Annotated in this window: 19 protein-coding genes and 1 CRISPR repeat array; of the genes, 4 read left to right on the forward strand and 15 right to left on the reverse strand. The window is 50.7% G+C overall.

The genetic code is table 11. From position 1 onward, the window contains the following. Positions 1-28: 28 nt before the first annotated feature. A complete protein-coding gene (locus tag FD25_RS10140) occupies positions 29-298 on the reverse strand; it encodes a hypothetical protein (RefSeq protein WP_057803867.1) in 270 nt (89 codons plus the stop codon). 213 nt (positions 299-511) lie between these two features. On the opposite strand from FD25_RS10140, the gene mscL reads away from it, so the two are divergent. The 4 genes from mscL (at position 512) to FD25_RS10160 (ending at position 2,075) form a co-directional block, all read left to right on the forward strand. Beyond that, complete coding sequence (gene mscL, locus FD25_RS10145; protein WP_057803870.1) at positions 512-886, forward strand: large-conductance mechanosensitive channel protein MscL; 375 nt, start codon at positions 512-514, stop codon at positions 884-886. 120 nt (positions 887-1,006) lie between these two features. Beyond that, a complete protein-coding gene (locus FD25_RS10150) occupies positions 1,007-1,372 on the forward strand; it encodes a hypothetical protein (RefSeq protein WP_057803872.1) in 366 nt (121 codons plus the stop codon). Between the two features lie 189 nt (positions 1,373-1,561). Next, on the forward strand, positions 1,562-1,816 hold the full coding sequence (locus tag FD25_RS10155; protein WP_057803874.1) for a hypothetical protein: 255 nt from the start codon (positions 1,562-1,564) through the stop codon (positions 1,814-1,816). 52 nt (positions 1,817-1,868) lie between these two features. Beyond that, positions 1,869-2,075 (forward strand): hypothetical protein, encoded by a 207-nt coding sequence (locus FD25_RS10160; protein WP_057803876.1) that lies wholly within the window; start codon positions 1,869-1,871, stop codon positions 2,073-2,075. Positions 2,076-2,115: 40 nt separating this feature from the next. Here the strand turns inward: FD25_RS10160 and FD25_RS10165 are convergent, their stop codons facing one another. From FD25_RS10165 to rbfA, 14 genes are all read right to left on the reverse strand, one after another. Continuing rightward, positions 2,116-2,394: a hypothetical protein gene (locus FD25_RS10165; RefSeq protein ID WP_057803878.1), complete on the reverse strand. Its 279-nt coding sequence runs from the start codon at positions 2,392-2,394 to the stop codon at positions 2,116-2,118. A 160-nt stretch (positions 2,395-2,554) separates the two neighbouring features. Continuing rightward, positions 2,555-3,619: direct repeats of the CRISPR family, unit length 28 nt; unit sequence GAATCACCCCCACACGTGTGGGGAATAC. Between the two features lie 260 nt (positions 3,620-3,879). Further along, entirely contained in the window at positions 3,880-5,715 is a 1,836-nt protein-coding gene (gene lepA, locus FD25_RS10170; protein ID WP_057803880.1) for a translation elongation factor 4, read from the reverse strand. A gap of 124 nt (positions 5,716-5,839) precedes the next feature. Continuing rightward, a complete protein-coding gene (dltD, locus tag FD25_RS10175; protein ID WP_057803882.1) occupies positions 5,840-7,129 on the reverse strand; it encodes a D-alanyl-lipoteichoic acid biosynthesis protein DltD in 1,290 nt (429 codons plus the stop codon). Positions 7,130-7,132: 3 nt separating this feature from the next. After that, on the reverse strand, positions 7,133-7,366 hold the full coding sequence (gene dltC, locus FD25_RS10180; protein WP_057803884.1) for a D-alanine--poly(phosphoribitol) ligase subunit DltC: 234 nt from the start codon (positions 7,364-7,366) through the stop codon (positions 7,133-7,135). A 42-nt stretch (positions 7,367-7,408) separates the two neighbouring features. After that, positions 7,409-8,620 (reverse strand): D-alanyl-lipoteichoic acid biosynthesis protein DltB, encoded by a 1,212-nt coding sequence (dltB, locus tag FD25_RS10185; protein ID WP_057803886.1) that lies wholly within the window; start codon positions 8,618-8,620, stop codon positions 7,409-7,411. Beyond that, positions 8,620-10,146, reverse strand: a complete 1,527-nt coding sequence (gene dltA, locus FD25_RS10190) for a D-alanine--poly(phosphoribitol) ligase subunit DltA (protein WP_057803888.1) — start codon at positions 10,144-10,146, stop codon at positions 8,620-8,622. Before dltA ends, dltB begins: the two co-directional genes overlap by 1 nt. A 40-nt stretch (positions 10,147-10,186) precedes the next feature. Beyond that, the gene (locus FD25_RS10195) at positions 10,187-10,336 is read right to left on the reverse strand and encodes a teichoic acid D-Ala incorporation-associated protein DltX (protein WP_057730749.1); all 150 of its coding nucleotides are present in this window, start codon (positions 10,334-10,336) and stop codon (positions 10,187-10,189) included. Positions 10,337-10,642: 306 nt separating this feature from the next. Beyond that, entirely contained in the window at positions 10,643-11,791 is a 1,149-nt protein-coding gene (gene dnaJ / locus FD25_RS10200) for a molecular chaperone DnaJ (protein ID WP_057803890.1), read from the reverse strand. Positions 11,792-11,913: 122 nt separating this feature from the next. Continuing rightward, positions 11,914-13,800 (reverse strand): molecular chaperone DnaK, encoded by a 1,887-nt coding sequence (gene dnaK / locus FD25_RS10205; protein WP_057803892.1) that lies wholly within the window; start codon positions 13,798-13,800, stop codon positions 11,914-11,916. A gap of 35 nt (positions 13,801-13,835) precedes the next feature. Continuing rightward, a complete protein-coding gene (gene grpE, locus FD25_RS10210; RefSeq protein WP_057803894.1) occupies positions 13,836-14,444 on the reverse strand; it encodes a nucleotide exchange factor GrpE in 609 nt (202 codons plus the stop codon). Positions 14,445-14,465: 21 nt separating this feature from the next. Beyond that, complete coding sequence (gene hrcA / locus FD25_RS10215; RefSeq protein WP_057803897.1) at positions 14,466-15,503, reverse strand: heat-inducible transcriptional repressor HrcA; 1,038 nt, start codon at positions 15,501-15,503, stop codon at positions 14,466-14,468. A 220-nt stretch (positions 15,504-15,723) separates the two neighbouring features. Then, positions 15,724-16,677, reverse strand: a complete 954-nt coding sequence (gene ribF / locus FD25_RS10220; protein WP_057803899.1) for a riboflavin biosynthesis protein RibF — start codon at positions 16,675-16,677, stop codon at positions 15,724-15,726. Between the two features lie 22 nt (positions 16,678-16,699). Further along, positions 16,700-17,617: a tRNA pseudouridine(55) synthase TruB gene (gene truB, locus FD25_RS10225; protein ID WP_057803902.1), complete on the reverse strand. Its 918-nt coding sequence runs from the start codon at positions 17,615-17,617 to the stop codon at positions 16,700-16,702. Between the two features lie 73 nt (positions 17,618-17,690). After that, positions 17,691-18,047 carry a 30S ribosome-binding factor RbfA gene (gene rbfA / locus FD25_RS10230; RefSeq protein WP_057803904.1) on the reverse strand — a complete coding sequence of 119 codons (357 nt, stop codon included), beginning with the start codon at positions 18,045-18,047 and terminating at the stop codon, positions 17,691-17,693. Between the last annotated feature and the right edge of the window lie 9 nt (positions 18,048-18,056).

Genomic DNA, 18,056 nt, shown 5'->3' on the forward strand with positions numbered 1-18,056 from the left:
CGGTTAGAGACCCCTTCAAGCTTCTGCATTAATGCGCCGGCGGTTCATCGTAAGCTTCCTGGGCCAATTCGTACACCTCGTCTAAGGCTAAAGCATCGGTCAACTTCATGTCCCGGTAATCGACCTCTTGTTGCCGAATGGCCGTGATAATGGCCACCGGGATCTGCGCGGCCGTCGCAATTTCTTGATCGGTCAACGGACTACCGAAAATGCATAACAGCCGTGCCTCAAAATCCAAAATGTTGTCCAAGTCATCGTCAATTAAAGCGGGATCGATGGGCCACTTATCTAAAGTCATCAGTCTTCTCTCCTGTTTAATAAGGTTAATCTTACTATACGGGAAGCCGCCCACTACGCCTAGTCTTTTCGTGACCACGCCCTTAATGGTCCCCCGTTCTAATTGCTTAACGACCTAATTTCTGAGTCCAGACCGCCATCTTCCTTGCGTTTAGGTTGCATTTTCACCTCAAAACGTTAAGAATTAAGTTATTAATAAGGGAGGTTTCACTTTATGCTGAAAGAATTTAAAGAATTTATTGCCCGCGGTAACGTGATGGACTTAGCCGTTGGGGTCATCGTCGGGGCCGCCTTCACCGCCATCGTGAATTCACTGGTGAAGAACCTGATCAATCCCCTGTTAGGGATTTTCGTGGGGAGTATTGACTTTTCGAACCTGGTCCTCACGGTTGGGGATGCTCATTTCCGCTACGGGGCCTTCATCAACTCGGTCATCAATTTTTTGATTATTGCTTTCGTGGTCTTCTTATTGGTCAAGTTTTTGAACCGTCTATTACCCGCGCCCAAAGACGAAACCGTTGAGGAACCCTCTGCCGAAGAAAAATATCTCCAGGAAATCGTTGACCTGTTAAAAAAGGACAACCACTAAAACACCCTCACTCACGGTCACGGCTATCTATTTCACCTTAAAATGCTATACTATTGTAGGACTTTAAACCTTACAGGTTTTACAGCAACACTACATAACCGTTAAAGAGGGAATTCGACCATGAGAGAAGAACAAGAAACCTTCACCAAAACCGACTGGCAGCGGGCCCAAACGGCCGTTTTTAACGAATACGACCGGCTCATCAAGCAACTGCATCTCGCGGGAGTGGACGCCGCCATTGCCCAAGCCCGGCGCATCGTCATCTACCAAGACCTCCTCGAAGAGTGGAAACACGCCGTACCAACCTTAATGACCGATTTGAGTGATAATCCGGTCGCCTTAGCGGTCTTTGCCGACATGGATGCCGACGGCCAAAGTCATATTTTGGATCGCTGCGCTAAAAAAATGGAGGCGTGGCCCGATTATATTCCGTCGCCGCTCACCATCTGGCTGGAACTGGAAGAAGACGCCAACCGCGAGAGTTAGCCCTTGAACTCGAAAACGCCAGTTGTTGCGACCGGCGTTTTTTATTATTGTTCGCTTGTTGTTCTCAAAAATTAAGGAAGCGTTTTATCAAATATGCTATGATAACTGTAACCGGCAAAACGGTCAACCACGGGATACTCGATGGTTTAGCCGTTAACGTCGGCAGCTTAATCTTTGGAGGAGTTTTAGATGCACAAAATACTACGCAAGGCCACCCTATTAGTCGTTTCAACGTTAACCCTAACGGGGATGTTGGCCCCGGTCGCGACACCCCAACTTGAGGCGCAGGCCAAGGCAACTAAGGTTATCATTGCGCCTAAACATGGTAAAAAATACCACTACGCTCGCGGTTGTCGGGGACTCAACCACGCAAGCAAAACGAAAAAGGTCACTTTAAAATGGGCCAAGCAAAACCACTACAAATTATGTGGCTGGGAAAAGTAAGCTAAGCCCTTTGTAATTCTGCGACAACGAAAAGTACCAAGGAGGCTCAATTATGGATGATTTAATTAAACCCGTCTTAGCTAAGGTTCGGCAAATTTCTGCTCGTTGGACCCGAACCTATAGTCTGGAAGGCATCGAAGACGACCAGGCTAAGGCTTTCGCCAAACAGTTGGCTCAGGCTGACACAGAAGACTTGGCCACCTATAAAGTTCGAGGCCATGCCCCTCGGTCGTTAACGCTAGAAATTCATAGACATTGAGACCATGAAGGCCGCCGTTCGCGTGAACGGCGGCCTTTTTCTATTCAGATAACAGACTTAACGTTTTAGAAGTTTTTTCGCTATCGGACCAATAATCAATTAACCCACAGACCCGGAGATGTTGCAGGTAGTCACTCAATTCAACGGAGGTTAGATTGAGTTTTTTGGCCATGTTAATCGTATATCCGGGATGAGTTGCTAACTCGATGAGCTCTCGCACTAATTGAATCTCATCGTAATCTAACTCACCATGCACCCGTTTTAGTGTTTCAATAAAGTCGTGAATATCCCCATCGCGACCTAGAACGTACCCTAACATAAGATCTCCCCCCTAATCTGAGCTCGCTGTTACATTAGAATCATTATAACGGGCTTGGTTAAAGTCGGCTATGGTTAGACCTTCAACCTGTCTTGAGGGTTTAGTCACTCAATTATCTGCAACCACCTACGTCTAACAGGATGCTAATAACAATAATTAGAGTTCACCCCCACACGTGTGGGGAATACGCACAGCAGGGGGAAAAATCCGCACAAAACCAGGAATCACCCCCACACGTGTGGGGAATACTCATATGTATCGGTTTCCGGTGAACCGGTAATGGAATCACCCCCACACGTGTGGGGAATACCGGTTCCAGCTATACCCGAAATTGGCGTGATAGGAATCACCCCCACACGTGTGGGGAATACAACGAAGCAAAGGAAAAAGTAAAACAAGTGTTAGAATCACCCCCACACGTGTGGGGAATACAAATGGGGACAATCTTATAAAAGATAAAGATTAGAATCACCCCCACACGTGTGGGGAATACACATCCCCAAAAAGTACGCTGTGAAAGGTCGCAGAATCACCCCCACACGTGTGGGGAATACAAAGCTCATTTCTTTAAGCGGATATACTGGTGAGAATCACCCCCACACGTGTGGGGAATACCACCATCGACGACCCCGAAAGCACTTGGGAGTAGAATCACCCCCACACGTGTGGGGAATACTGATTTTAACCAAATTGTTGAGGCGCTCAAAAAGAATCACCCCCACACGTGTGGGGAATACACAAACAAACTGGGACGAAATTTTCAACACAAAGAATCACCCCCACACGTGTGGGGAATACTTCCAGCATCGCTAGCAACCCGTCGGATAATCGGAATCACCCCCACACGTGTGGGGAATACCCTTGATAGCCGCCACAATCTCAGCTGGACTGGGAATCACCCCCACACGTGTGGGGAATACTTAAAAGGCCATTCCTTAAGCATAGGAATTGTGGAATCACCCCCACACGTGTGGGGAATACTCTAGATGGTGCTAACACGGCTCCGAGTTATGAGAATCACCCCCACACGTGTGGGGAATACAAGTCCAACTTGGTCGTCCCAGCTAGTGCCTGGGAATCACCCCCACACGTGTGGGGAATACCATCACTGTTGACAGCCCCCATCAATCTAGTTAGAATCACCCCCACACGTGTGGGGAATACCACAACTGTCCGATATCCGGGAGCCTGGATCCGGAATCACCCCCACACGTGTGGGGAATACACTAAAGAAATCCCATTATACCGGCATTTCAAAATTCACAATTCTCGGTTTTACATGAACTTGATCAAGGCCACGCTTTTAATACAGTTTACTAAGCTCGCCTGACGCTTGCAAGCCTGAAGGTTATTCTGAGCAAATTCAAGCTTAACTTAATATAATTTTTGTTATGTTAAATAGATTTCATGTCAAACTTTTACAAAAAAGGCCCTGTTCCCGCTGATATACTTAACCAGCTAAAACAGAGTCTTTCTCCATTATATCTATGACTTGGTTTCGTCCTCATCAGTTTTAAGAACGGCCATGAACGCTTCTTGTGGAATATCCACGCGACCCACGGCCTTCATCCGTTTCTTCCCGGCTTTTTGCTTCTCCAGCAACTTCATCCGCCGCGTCCGGTCCCCACCATACAGGTGCGCCGTGACGTCCTTCCGGTAGGCCTTGATGGTTGTCCGTGCGATAATCTTCGCCCCAATGGCCGCCTGAATCGGAATTTCAAAGTTTTGACGCGGAATGATGCCCTTCAACCGACTGGCAATCTCCCGGCCCCGTTGTGCCGCAAACGTGCGGTGCGCGATAAAGCTCAGCGCATCGACCTTGTCCCCGTTCAACAACAGGTCGATCTTGACCAGGTCGCTCTCCTGGTACCCGTTCATCTCATAATCCAAAGAGGCGTAACCCCGCGTACTGGACTTCAACTTATCGAAGAAGTCAAAAATGATTTCGGATAGCGGCATATTGTAGATGATGTTGACCCGGTAATCGTCCAGGTATTCCATGGTCAAGAATTGGCCCCGTCGGTGTTGGCAGAGTTCCATGACCGCCCCAACGTACTCGTTGGGCGCCATGATGGTCGCCTTCACGATGGGTTCTTCAATCTTCTTGATGGCCGAAGCTTCCGGCATTTCCGCCGGGTTTTCGACCTCTTTCATGGTGCCGTCGGTCAAGTACGCGTGATAGGTGACGGACGGTGCCGTGGTGATCAGATCCAGGTTAAATTCCCGTTCCAACCGTTCCTGCACCACGTCCATGTGCAACATGCCCAAGAAGCCACACCGGAACCCGAAGCCCAAGGCCTGCGAGGATTCTGGTTCAAATTCCAGCGCCGCATCGTTGAGTTTCAACTTCTCCAAGGCTTCTCGTAGGTCGGTTAACTTGGCGTTGTCCGTGGGATACAGCCCGGCGTAGACCATCGGGTTCATTTCCCGGTAACCCGGTAAGGCCTTGTCAGCGGGATCTTCCGCATTAGTCACGGTATCCCCGACACGGGTTTCCGTGATGTCCTTGATGCTGGCCGTAATGTAACCCACGTCCCCAGCAATCAGATAATCGCGGCTGAGCGGATTGGGCGAGTTGACACCCACTTCGGTCACTTCGTATTCGGTCTCACTGTTCATCATCCGAATCTTGTCACCCGGTTGGACGGTCCCGTCATAAACCCGCACACTTAACACGACCCCGCGGTAATCGTCGTAAACCGAGTCGAAAACCAACGCCTTTAGCGGTGCATCCAGGTCACCACTCGGCGCTGGGACCTTCGCCACGATTTGCTCCAGGAGGTCTTCGATCCCAATTCCTTGCTTGGCACTGGCCAAGACGGCATCGGACGCGTCTAACCCAATCACGTCTTCAATTTCTTTTTTGACCTTATCCGGGTCCGCCGACGGTAAATCAATCTTATTGATGACTGGCACGATTTCCAGGTCATCGTCTAACGCGAGGTACACGTTAGCTAACGTCTGGGCCTCGACCCCCTGGGCAGCGTCAACCACCAAGACGGCCCCTTCACAGGCCGCTAAGCTCCGGGAAACCTCGTAGGAGAAGTCCACGTGTCCCGGCGTATCGATCAGGTGAAATTCATAATCATGACCGTCTTTGGCGTGGTAGGTTAATTCTACCGCGTTTAATTTAATGGTAATGCCCCGTTCGCGTTCCAGGTCCATGTTATCCAGAATTTGATCCTGCATGTCGCGCTTCGAGACCGTATCCGTCATTTCTAGAATCCGGTCTGCCAGGGTCGATTTCCCGTGGTCAATGTGGGCCACGATGGAAAAGTTCCGAATGTATTTTTGATGTTGCTTTAATTTTTCCAGGTCCATTTATTTTCCTACTTTCTTAAACACCATATCTCGATAATTATACCAACCCTGGTCGGGAAGTACAAACCACGTGACCGGAACGGCAAAAGAGAGCTTGGCTATCCGCCAAGCTCTCTTTTGACCTTTATTTCGTCGTCGCTTCGTAGGCCGTCAACTGCGTTGGATCCAGTTGCTGCCACTTCTGCGAGTAGAATTTATCGTTAATTCGATACTTAGGTTGCCGTTGGGTTTTGGTTAAGAACGGATCAACCTTTTGGTCAACCGCTAACCAGCCCCGCCAGCCCAAATGAATGGTATCCGTCATGAAGTACGGTTGATTCCCCTGATTGCTCAAATCACAAATGTTGTTAAACCCTTGTGATTGCAACTGGTAACGAATCTTTTGATCGAACTGTCGCAACATTTTCTGTGACAAGCCCGTGTACTTCGCCCACCGATCGTTAACCGGCGGAATGATGAACATCACGTTAGTGTTTAAACGCGCAAACTGATCGAGAACCAACTGGAAGTCCGCAAACTCTGGGGACTTAGTGTAACTTAAATTTCGTTGGAAACCTTGTAACTTCCCGGTCTTCAGCTCTTGCTTCAGGCCTTGGTTGTAGAAGGAATCGCTAATCCGAAAACGGTTATTCCCCGTCTGTTCCTGACCAATCTGACCGGCTAGTTTATCCAGCTTCGCATAAGAATACTGAGTGGGTAACTTCTTCGCTTGCTGGTTAACCTTGTTCCAGTTCTGCGATGGAAGGTTGATTCCGGAGAAAAATTGGTCTTCTTGCGTCAGCATGTTCATCTTCGTCCGCAGATAGAAGCGTTGATAATCGGTCAACGTCTTCCCAGAAGCAACGCGTTGCAGCGCTGCGTAGATGAAGTGATCAGACTTAGCCACCGGCATTTGTAACAACCGTTTAGCCGCGTACTGGTCAATTGCATCGTGGCGGTAATGGGATAACCATTCTGCCGTCTGCAGTTGTGAATAGTAGAAGGCAAAAGCATCTTTTCGGGTCCCGTCCTTCACAAACCATTGAGGGGAAACCACGAAGACCGCTTTCTTGTTGCGCAATTCACCTTGAATATTTTGCATCACGAAGAATTGCGTTAACGATTGCGTCCCCCGGGCTCCCAAGAGAAATGGGCGGTAATCCCGATGATACTTTTGGGCTAGAACTGAGGGGTGCATCGGATCAATTCGCGACCATTCGGAAGACCCAAAGAACGGAACGTAGTTTTCCTTTAGGGCCGCTTCCTTAATCCGCTTTCCCTTTAAAACGTTGGGTGACAGTGAAACGGCAGCTTGCCGTTCCTCACCCGCACTGACGTGTTTAAAACCGAAAGTCACCGGTGATACCAAAATCGCAAGAACCAGAATAGCCGCGAGAATTAACGGACCAAAGATCCGTAGCAGTCGCTTTGCCATTGATTAAGCCAGACTTTCGACTTTCTTAACGATCTTGTTGGGCGTGTCCCACTCTGACCGCTCAAATTCGGAAACTGGTACGTTAACGCCCAGTTGACTTTGTAATTGCAATAAGAGTTGCACGGAACCCATGGAGTCTAACAGACCACTATCGAACAAGTTGTCGTCCATGGCCCCACTAACATCGTTCCCCGTTAAATCTGATAAAATTGACAAAACAGTTTCTTTTACATCCATGATAATTTCCCCCTAAATGAAATTGAATACTCCATATTTTTATTATTTGGTAAACCAGAGTGTATTTAAGAATCCTGAGAAAATCAGGAAACTAAAGCAGACTAAGTTCGCCGTTAAGAAAATGGCAAACAGCTGCGTAAAGCGGTTATGAGGCACACTTTGCCGGTGCTTTTTCTTGTAGCGCAACCAGGCATCGTTGATGACCAGTGCCACCCCGTGGAAGAGCCCGTAGGTGATATAGTACCACGTGACCCCGTGCCAGAATCCCATGACCAACATGTTAATGATGTAGGTCACGTTGGCCGTGGTCCGCGGACTCTTGAACACCCGGTGCTTCATGAACCAGAAAACCAACCGCATATAGATGAAGTCCCGGAACCAGAAGGACAGAGTAATGTGCCAACGGTTCCAGAAGTCCTTGATGTTCGGCGAACGCCAAGGTTGCTTAAAGTTCATTGGCGTCGCAATCCCCATCAGATACGAGGTTCCGACGGCAAACAAACTGTACCCGGCGAAGTCAAAGAACAAATCGGCACTGTAAGCGTACATATAGCCCAGTACCGGCCACGATAGGTCCATAAACCCGCCGCGAGAATGCATCGCCATGACCTGCAGTTTCGGCATCAGAATCGACCCAAAGTAGTAAGCCAATAAGAACTTGTACATGAAGCCCACGAAGATGTAACGGACCCCTTTTTGCACCATCCCCAGATACGTCGCCCGGTCCGGTACCGACCGGTAATCCTTTTCGAATCGCCGGTAACGGTCAATTGGCCCGGATGAAATGGTTGGGAAGAAGAGCATAAATTGCAAGAACGTCATGACTTGGTAATCCTTTAGCGTACCATCCCGCGTTTCCATCATGGTTTGGACCGCTCTAAACGTCAGGTAACTGATTCCTAAGAATCCAATCAACGACGCTTGGCCGTTTTCCACGGCCGGCGTGACCTTCACCACGGTCAGTGGCAGAATTGCCAGGATCACCATTAGGTAAAAGACTGGTCCCGAATTCTTTTGTTTACGGTAAACGGCGTACCCCCAGGTCAACATCACTTCGTACAAAATGTAGATAATCAGGGCAATCCCCTGCGTCCACTTCGGTCCCCCAAAGGTTAAGACCAGAAAGAAGATGGAAATCAACGTTTCGTATAGCCGTGAGCGTTTGCCGTATAACAAGCCGATCATTAATGGCAACAGGGCCACCCCTAGTAAGGCGAAGTAAGTGGGGTTCCCGTACGGTTCAAATGACAGCATTACTGATTAACCTCGGCGATAATTGATTTAATGTCAACCTTGCCGTTGGGGGTCATCGGTAAGCTTTCTTTGTAGACGAACCGTTGTGGAATCATGTATTCCATCATGTCGCCACCCTGTAGATTTTCCTTGATGGCCTTGGTCAGTGCCAAGCCACTCAATTCTTGAGCGGCCGGGACGACCCAGGCAACCAACTGGCTAACCTTGTGGTCACGGTTGTACTTAGGAACCGCGACCCCCACCTGGATGTGTTCTTCTTGGGACAGGTAGTGGTTAACCTCTTCCAATTCGATCCGGTAGCCATGTAACTTGATTTGAAAGTCCGTTCGCCCACGGTACATAATCAAACCATTTTCCAGTTGAACCCCTAAGTCACCGGCCCGGTAAACCTGCTGGCCGTGCCAGTCGATAAACGCCTTAGCCGTTTTTTCGGGGTTGTTCAGGTAACCCTTGGACATCGATGGGCCACTGATCAGGATTTCACCTTCCGTCCCAGCCGGGACTTCGTTGAGCTGATCATCGACCACCGTAATCGTGGTGTCGGCCTTGGCGTACCCAATTGGTAACCGCGGATAGTCGGCTAAGAGCTGATCCGTAATTTCCACTTGGGTCACCGCCACCGTCGTTTCCGTCGGTCCGTAAGTGTTAAAGATCCGAGCCTGTGGGAAACGTTGGTGCAGGGTCTGTGCCGTGGCGTGCGTTAACTCTTCACCACAGAACAGGAACCGTTGCAGGTCTGGATAATGCTTAGCATCAAACGTCGGTTCCAATAAACAGATGTCCATAAACGATGGGGTGGAAACCCAGACGTTCAGTTTCATTTGTGGCAACGTCTCAAACAGTTCCTTAAAGTTATCCGTCACCTTTTTTGGCAGGGCGACCAGTGTGCCGCCGCCCGCCAAAGTTGGCCCCCAGTCCATCACGGACAGGTCAAACGAATAAGGGGCTTGGGATAAGGTCCGGGGCGCCTGTGGGAGGTCGAAATCATCACTTAACATCCAATTAACGTAACTTAATAAATTGGTGTGTGAAATTTGGACCCCTTTAGGCTTACCCGTCGTGCCGGACGTGAAGATGATGTAGTAGGTTTCATCCCCCGTAACCGCGTGATCCACGCGGTAGTCCGCCACGGGCTTTTCAAAAATCGTTTGTAAATGGTCCGGTGTAATCACCGCCGTGCCCGGTAAGTCGGTCGGTAAAGCGGCCACCGCAATTGCGGCTGCCGGGTGGGCAATGTCGTTAATCGTGGTAATCCGTTCTAGTGGTGAGTGCGTATCAATTGGCGCGTAGGCGTGCCCACTCTTGACGATTCCCAGGAACGTCGCCATCATGTTAAAGGTTTGACCCCCGTAAACTAAAATGGGGGCTTCACGCGGTAGTTGCATGGCGTCTAAGTGTGCTGCCAAGGCATCGGAATACTGTTTCAATTCCCCGTACGTGTTTGTGTGACCCAAATCATCATAAACGATCCGATCTGGATCTTGTGTTGCTAGTCGGTCGATTGCCGTGATCATGTTCTCAATCAATCTTTATCCCCCCAAAGAATTCAATTTTCCGTTACTCCGTTTAAAACTCATTATAGATAAATGTCGTACTGTTCAGGCCACTATAGCCGTACAAATAAACTAACGCCATTAAAATCGCAAAGTAGAAAACGGTCCAGCCAATGAAGGCGACCACTGGCTGATGCCAAATTGCCAGCCACTTTGTGCGCATGAGTTTTCACCCCCAAATTTCCCGACTTAACATTACTAACGTCCCCGTAGTCGGTGTCGATCAAATACGTCGCTCTTGGCTCTCCCGAGAAACAAGAGGCGCGCAGGCAACCCGAGTTTTTCGGTAATTGCTTATAGTCTGAGTTTATCATTGCCAAAACCGGATTGCAAATAACACCGCTCAACCTTAATAGTTTCTTTTCATTTTGGAATCTTTAGTTAATTGAGTGACCAAAAAAAGGCTACTGAACACTTTCAGTAGCCTTGACTGGTTAAAACCGACACCAGTCCCTGTCTCAATTACTATTTATTCGTTGAATTTGTCGCGCATCTTGTCGAACAAGTTGCCCTTACCCGTGCCGGAAACGTTCTCGCCACTGGCCTTCGCAAAGGCTCGTAAGGCGTCCCGTTGCCCCTTATTCAGGTTCTTCGGGGTCACGACCTTGACGGTAACGTGTTCATCACCGTTGCCGTTACCGCGCAAGCGTGGCGCTCCCTTGCCCCGTAAGCGGAACGTGGTGCCCCCTTGCGTACCGGCGGGTACCTTCAACTTGACGTCGCCATGTACGGTCTTGACCTGAACGTCGTCCCCCAAAGCCGCTTGGATGAACGAAATTGGCTGGTCAAAGTAGATTTCGGTGCCATCGCGCCGGAAATCCTTGCTAGGCGTGACTTGGAAGATGATAAAGAGATCTCCGTAGCCACCGCCGTTGGTCCCGGACTCGCCTTGGCCCTGCAACCGCATTTGTTGACCGTCGTCCACCCCAGCAGGAATGGTGACTTCAACTTCGTGCCGTTGTTCTTCGTGACCCGACCCACCACAGGTTGGGCACTTTTCCTTGATTTCTTGACCCGTTCCGTGACAAACCGGGCAAGGTTGTTGACTTTGCATCCGGCCTAACGGCGTGTTCGTGACCGTGGTCACGTAACCGGAGCCCCCACATTGGTGACAGGTGACCGGCGAGGTCCCGGGCTTGGCCCCGTTCCCCCCACAGGTGTGACATTGTGCCTCACGCGTATAGGTGATCTTAGTCTTCTTACCGAAGATGGCTTCTTCAAAGGTCAAGTTCATCTGATATTGCAGATCCCGGCCGGGCCGTGGCGCGTTAGGGTTTCGTTGACCGCCACCGCCAAAGAATTGGTTGAAGATGTCGTCGAAACCGCCACCGCCGCCGAAGCCGCCACCACCAAACCCGCCAGCTTGGCCGCCGCCAAAGCCACCGAAGCCGCCTTGCGCACCGTCTGCTGACCCGTATTGGTCATAGCTTTGCCGTTTTTGCTTATCGCCTAAGACGTCGTAAGCGTCTTGGACTTCCTTGAACTTTTCCGCCGCATCAGGGGCCTTATTAAGGTCTGGGTGATACTTCTTGGATAATTTCCGGTAGGCCTTCTTGATTTCGTCTTGACTGGCGTCTTTAGCAACGCCAAGTACACCATATAAGTCCTTTTGCGCCATCGTTTTCCTCCCAATCAAATCCCGATATTAAAAAGCTACTAGTAAGAATAGCATACCTCGAAACAAAAAGCCAAAGCCCCGCGGACTCTGACTTTTTGCCCTAACTTATTCTCAAAGTTGGCTTACTTGTTATCGTCATCGTGAACTTCGTGGAAGTCCCCGTCAACGGTATTATCATCCTTACCACCATTGTTCGTCGTGTCGTTGCCTTGGGCCCCTTGGGAACCCGCACCAGCGGCCCCGGCACCGTTAGCGTCACCTTGGGCGTTTTGCGCCTGTTGGTATAACTTCACGGAGAGGTCTTGGATAATCTTAGTTAAGTCATCCTTCTTGGTCTTCATATCGTCCAGGTTGTTGGCTTCTTGGGCCTTCTTTAAAGCATCCCGCGCGTCTTCAGCCTTCTTGATTTCGTCGTCGGAAACCTTGCCCTTAACTTCCTTTAAGGTCTTGTCGGTCTGGAAGAGGAGTTGGTCGACTTCGTTCTTGGTGTCGACTTCTTCCTTACGTTGCTTATCGGCCGCTTCGTTTTCCTTGGCTTCCTTCATCATCTTGTCGATTTCGTCGTCGGACAGGCCGTCGGAACTCTTGATGGTGATCTTTTGTTCCTTGTTGGTCCCCATATCCTTAGCGGAAACGTTGACGATCCCGTTCTTATCGATATCGAAGGTCACTTGGATTTGAGGAACCCCACGAGGTGCAGCAGGAATGTCCGTCAGTTGGAAGTTCCCTAACGTCTTGTTGTCAGCAGCCATTGGCCGTTCACCTTGTAAGACGTGGATATCAACGGCTGGTTGGTTATCCGCCGCCGTGGAGAAGACTTGGGACTTGCTAGTTGGGATGGTCGTGTTGCGATCAATCAACTTGGTGAAGACGCCACCCATGGTTTCAATCCCTAAGGATAATGGGGTTACATCCAGCAGCACAACGTCCTTCACGTCACCGGTGATGACCCCACCTTGAACGGCGGCCCCTAAGGCCACGGCTTCGTCTGGGTTGATTGAGTGACTAGGTTCCTTACCCGTCCACTTTTGAACGGCTTCTTGCACGGCTGGAATCCGAGTGGACCCACCGTTTAAGATGACTACGTCCACGTCGGAAGCCTGTAAGTCGGCATCCTTCAGGGCATTTTCAACGGGAATCCGCGTCTTTTCAACTAAGTCGGCGGTCAATTCGTTGAACTTAGCCCGTGATAAGGACTTTTCCAAGTGCAAAGGTCCGTTGGCGCCAGCGGAAATAAATGGCAAGCTGATGGAAGCTTCGGTCACTCCGGAGAGGTCCTTCTTAGCCTTTTCAGCCGCATCCTTCAACCGTTGTAACGCCATCTTGTCCTTAGATAAGTCGACCCCGTTTTCGTCCTTGAAACCGGCAATCAACCAATCCATGATCTTCTTATCGAAGTCATCCCCACCTAAATGGGTATCCCCGTTAGTGGATAGAACGTCAAAGACGCCGTCCCCTAAGTCCAGGATGGAGACATCAAAAGTCCCCCCACCTAAGTCGTAAACCATAATTTTTTCGTCTTTATCTTGCTTGTCCAAACCGTAAGCTAAGGCCGCAGCGGTTGGTTCGTTGATGATCCGCTTAACATCCAAGCCAGCGATCTTGCCGGCATCCTTCGTGGCTTGCCGTTGGGCATCGTTGAAGTAAGCTGGTACCGTGATGACCGCTTGAGAAACCGTGTCACCAATGTAATCTTCGGCAAACGACTTCAAGTGTTGCAAAATCATCGCGGAGATTTGTTCTGGCGTGTAGTCCTTGCCATCCACGCTGACCTTGTAGCCGGCTTCACCCATGTGACTCTTAATGGATGAAATCGTGTTGGGGTTGGTGATGGCTTGACGCTTGGCCACTTCACCCACTTGAGTTTCCCCGTCCTTAAAGGCCACAACGGATGGCGTCGTCCGGGCACCTTCCTTGTTGGCAATAATCTTTGGTGCGTTACCTTCCAAAACGGCAACGGCGGAGTTCGTCGTCCCTAAGTCAATCCCAATAATTTTGTTGCTTGCCATCAAAAATTCCCTCTTTTATTGTTAGATTTTTTTAGTTATTGTGCCACGACAACCATGGCTGGCCGTAAGACCCGATCCTTTAATTGGTACCCCTTTTGGAGCACTTGGACCACGGTTTCAGCCGGTTGGTCATCACTGGCCGGGACCGTCTGTACGGCCTGGTGCATGGTTGGGTCAAACTTTTGCCCCAACGCCGCGACCTCGGTCACGTGGTTACGCTTCAAGGCGTCTTCCATATGATCGTAGGTCATCTGAACACCCTTCTTCAGACCCGCTGCCGCGTCGTCCTTGGCTTCTACCGCCAAGGCCCGTTCGAGGTTATCGATCACCGGTAAGATGTCTTTAGCCAATTGTTGACCGTCGTACTTGATCAACGTGGCTTGTTCCTTTTGGAACCGGGTTTGCATGTTTTGAATTTCGGCCTCGGCCCGGAGGTACTTATCCTCCATGGCCGAAGACTTTTGCTTCAACGCGGCTAACTCAGCCGCCTGGGGATCCGGCTTAGCGGCTTGATCCTCGGACTGGGCCTTTGGCGTTGGTTGTTCAGCGGCATTTGACGCTTGGGTCTTCACGTCCGCTGGTTGATCTGGCGTTGCCTGCTGAGTCTGTTTAGCATCAGCAGACTTTGGTTGTTTCTCAGCCACGAATGAACCCCTTCCTTTCTGTTACTCGTCGTAATAACGATAATAATCGAGTAGTTTTTTCGCGAGCTCTTCACGAAACGCGCCAACTAGCCCTAACATTCGCGAATAAGGCATCCGCGTCGGGCCTAGAATGGCGATCATTCCGCGACCGTGCTGATTAACGTCGTAGGTTGCCGTAATCAAACTATAATTACGCAAGGCGTCGTTAGTCATTTCGTTACCAATCTGCACGGAAATGTTATCCCGTGGCTGACCCAAGACGTTGGCGATGTCATCCGTCTTATCAATCAACGAATACAACGCCTTTAAGGAATCAACGTCACTGTCTTGCGAGAAGTTCAACAGGTTCAACCGGCCGCCCACGTAAAAGCGCTCCTGTGCCGCCCGGGTCAAGACATCACCGAAGATGTCCAAGAACCCTTGGGGACTTTGCAGGTAATGCGTAATTTTTGCGGGAATATCGGCCCGTAACTTCTGTAACACTTCCGGTAAGGTCAACCCGACTAACTGATCGTTAATCAAGCGAACGACGGCTTCTAATTGCTCACCCGTCACCGCTTCGGTCACATCAAACGTTTGATTCTCCACGTCCCCACTATCGGTTACCAGAATCGCCATGACTTGCCGGTGACCCAGCGGAACCAACCGAAAGCCGCTTAACCGGCTATCTTTTAATTCCGGCTTTAAGGTAAAGGCCGTGTAGCTGGTCAGATTCGATAAAATCGTGGCCGATTGCGAGATAATCTCGTCAATCTTATGGAAGTCTCCGCCTAACGACGACTGGATCATGTTTAAGTCGTTGGGCCGCAACGGGTCCGGCTTAACCAAATGGTCCACGTAGTAGCGATAACCTTCCACGGACGGAATCCGTCCGGAAGACGAGTGGGTCTTACGAATCAACCCTTGGTCTTCGAGTGCCGCCATTTCGTTACGAATCGTGGCCGAACTGACGTGGATGGGTAACTGCTTAGCTAGTGCCTTGGATCCCACCGGAACACCACTGTTGGTGAAATCACGGACAACGGCTCGCAGAATCATCATCTGTCTTTCTGACAGCATCACAATCACCCCTTTTTTAGCACTCAATCTTTCAAGTGCTAAGACACATATATAATGTAGCAAAATCGCGTTTTTAAGTCAAGAAATCCAGCAAGAAATTTAGCAATCTCTTCGGTTAAGTGCTAATTTCTACCGGTTAAGGCCAATTTCTCAACTGAATCGTTAGTTTAGCACAGCAAAATGGCCAACTCTAATCATTTATCAGAGTTGACCATTTGGGCTATTCGTGGCGGGCGACCCGGGCAAAGTACGCGCGGGTATCCGTCTCATCTTGTTTGAGCTGGGCCACTAGACCGTCCGCCCCGTCAAACTTCACCTCACCGCGTAACCGGTGATGCCATTCGACGGCCACGGACTCCCCGTAGAGGTTACCGTGAAAGTCCAGTAGATTCATTTCTACCGTAATCGGCCGGTTAGCCCCAAAGGTGACGTTATGACCCACCGAAACCATGCCGGGATACCAGATGGCACCGACCTTCAAACGGGCCGTGTAAACCCCAATTCCCGGGACCCACTGGTTTTCGGGAACCAAGACGTTGGCCGTCGGGTACCCGATGGTCCGGCCCCGGGCTTCCCCGTGAACCACTAACCCGGTGGTCCGGTAGGTGTAACCCAGTAGCTGGTTCACCAGATCGATGTCACCGGCCTTCATGGCTTCCCGAATCCGCGACGAACTGACCTTTCCGTTCGCTAACGTTTCGGCCGGGACCGTCTCCACGTCAAAACGCCCCTGCGCATATTCGGGCAATCGGGCCATGGTGGCGACGTTCTTGGGACCGTAAGTGTGATCAAAGCCGGCAACCGCTACGACCGTGTGAAATGGCACTAGGTAGTGGTCGACAAACTCCTGGGGCGTCTGCGCCGCAAATTCGCCGGTGTAGTTCACCCAGAAGACCCGGTCGACCCCCAGCCGTTCTAGCTGTCGCAACTTACGGGGTTCCGGACTGAGGTACTTGCGATCATCGTTGGTTAATGGTCGGTAAACCAGCGCCGGATGGTGATCGTACGTTAATACGGCCAACTTAACGCCCCGTTTTTGTGCCAACACCTTGGCGCGGTTAATCACGGCCTGGTGCCCCAAATGGACCCCGTCAAAGAATCCCATAGCTAACACCACCGGATCCGCGGGAATTTTCCGGGGATCCAGGGGATGATGTATTCGAATAACTTCCATAAACGGCTGTTTTCTCCTTCACTTAATTTACCGCAAACATTTTTAGCGGTTTATATTGTTGTTTTTCGGTGGACCATTGGTAAAGACACTTGGTCTCAGCTTGATAGGTTAACGCCACCGTCGACACGGTGCTTGGGTCCGTGTCGATCTCGGCGGGGCTCAGAAAGACCCCGTTTTTGACCAATCCCCAGAGCTTCTCGGACAACGCGACGTGCGGATAAGCCTGCAATGCGTAATCGATTGGCCGGAGCACCGCACCGAGGTCGTCTGCGGCCATGGCGGTGGCCACTTGATCGAGCGTCACGGCCTGCTCCAGAGTAAAACCACCACTCTTTAAACGGGTGAGTGAGGCCATCACGGCCGGCACGCCTAGTATCCGGCCAAGGTCCACCGCCAGGGTCCGCACGTAGGTCCCCTTGGAACAGCTGACCTCAAAATCAATCGTTTGGGTCCCCAAATTCGCGTCAAAGGTGCCCGCGTCTTTGAGGGTAAAGGCCGTCACCGTGATGGTCCGGGTCGGCCGTTCCACGGTCTCACCCGCCCGAGCGTACTCGTAGAGCTTTCGGCCGTGAACCTTGACCGCGGAATACATCGGCGGCGTCTGCTGAATCGTTCCGGTCAGTTGCGCCGCCGCGGCCTGGAGTTCAGTCGTCGTAAACGGTCGTAGGAGCGTCTGACGAGCCACCTCATCGCCTTCTAAATCCTCGGTGGTCGTCGCAAAGCCCAGGGTGACCTGACCCTTGTAGACCTTTCCCGAGGCCATCAGGTAGGGAACGACTTTCGTTGCCGACCCGATACAGATGGGTAAGACCCCGTCGACGCCGGGATCTAGCGTCCCACTGTGCCCAACCTTCTTGGTATGCAAAATATGCCGGAGCTTAGCCACACAGTCGAAACTGGTGAGCCCGCGTTCCTTATACAGGGGGATAATTCCGTTCACTTTTAGTCCTCCATTTCAAAAAGAGGACGCTGATCTGTGTCGATCAGCGTCCTCACGTTCTTAACGACCCAGTTTACGCGTGGTCTTGGTGGTGGAGATCATTTAACAGTTCATCGATCCGGCTCCCGTATTGAACCGACTTATCTTGTTCGAAAAAGAGTTCCGGTGTCTTGTAGATACTCAACCGTGACCCTAGTTCGGAACGAATCAGTCCCGTGGCCTTCTTCAAGCCCTGCGCCGTCTTTTCGGCGGACGAGGCCTTGTCCGATAAAATGCTGTAATAAATCTTGGCTTCTTGCAAGTCACCCGTAACTTCCACACCCGTAACGGTAACACCTTCGACGCGGGGGTCACGAACCCGTTTTAACAGAATGTCCGTAACTTCACGCTGGATCTCTTGCTCTAAGCGACCAACTCGATATTGTGCCATTTACGCTGT

Origin of the sequence: Levilactobacillus acidifarinae DSM 19394 = JCM 15949, from assembly GCF_001434835.1 — a bacterium.
Lineage (GTDB): Bacteria > Bacillota > Bacilli > Lactobacillales > Lactobacillaceae > Levilactobacillus > Levilactobacillus acidifarinae.

Excerpts from the sequence above, each read along its gene's own strand:
- FD25_RS10140 (WP_057803867.1), bottom strand. The coding sequence starts at position 298 with ATGACTTTAGATAAGTGGCCCATCGATCCCGCTTTAATTGACGATGAC.
- mscL (WP_057803870.1), top strand. The coding sequence starts at position 512 with ATGCTGAAAGAATTTAAAGAATTTATTGCCCGCGGTAACGTGATGGAC.
- FD25_RS10150 (WP_057803872.1), top strand. The coding sequence starts at position 1,007 with ATGAGAGAAGAACAAGAAACCTTCACCAAAACCGACTGGCAGCGGGCC.
- FD25_RS10155 (WP_057803874.1), top strand. The coding sequence starts at position 1,562 with ATGCACAAAATACTACGCAAGGCCACCCTATTAGTCGTTTCAACGTTA.
- FD25_RS10160 (WP_057803876.1), top strand. The coding sequence starts at position 1,869 with ATGGATGATTTAATTAAACCCGTCTTAGCTAAGGTTCGGCAAATTTCT.
- FD25_RS10165 (WP_057803878.1), bottom strand. The coding sequence starts at position 2,394 with ATGTTAGGGTACGTTCTAGGTCGCGATGGGGATATTCACGACTTTATT.
- lepA (WP_057803880.1), bottom strand. The coding sequence starts at position 5,715 with ATGGACCTGGAAAAATTAAAGCAACATCAAAAATACATTCGGAACTTT.
- dltD (WP_057803882.1), bottom strand. The coding sequence starts at position 7,129 with ATGGCAAAGCGACTGCTACGGATCTTTGGTCCGTTAATTCTCGCGGCT.
- dltC (WP_057803884.1), bottom strand. The coding sequence starts at position 7,366 with ATGGATGTAAAAGAAACTGTTTTGTCAATTTTATCAGATTTAACGGGG.
- dltB (WP_057803886.1), bottom strand. The coding sequence starts at position 8,620 with ATGCTGTCATTTGAACCGTACGGGAACCCCACTTACTTCGCCTTACTA.
- FD25_RS10195 (WP_057730749.1), bottom strand. The coding sequence starts at position 10,336 with ATGCGCACAAAGTGGCTGGCAATTTGGCATCAGCCAGTGGTCGCCTTC.
- dnaJ (WP_057803890.1), bottom strand. The coding sequence starts at position 11,791 with ATGGCGCAAAAGGACTTATATGGTGTACTTGGCGTTGCTAAAGACGCC.
- dnaK (WP_057803892.1), bottom strand. The coding sequence starts at position 13,800 with ATGGCAAGCAACAAAATTATTGGGATTGACTTAGGGACGACGAACTCC.
- hrcA (WP_057803897.1), bottom strand. The coding sequence starts at position 15,503 with ATGCTGTCAGAAAGACAGATGATGATTCTGCGAGCCGTTGTCCGTGAT.
- ribF (WP_057803899.1), bottom strand. The coding sequence starts at position 16,677 with ATGGAAGTTATTCGAATACATCATCCCCTGGATCCCCGGAAAATTCCC.
- rbfA (WP_057803904.1), bottom strand. The coding sequence starts at position 18,047 with ATGGCACAATATCGAGTTGGTCGCTTAGAGCAAGAGATCCAGCGTGAA.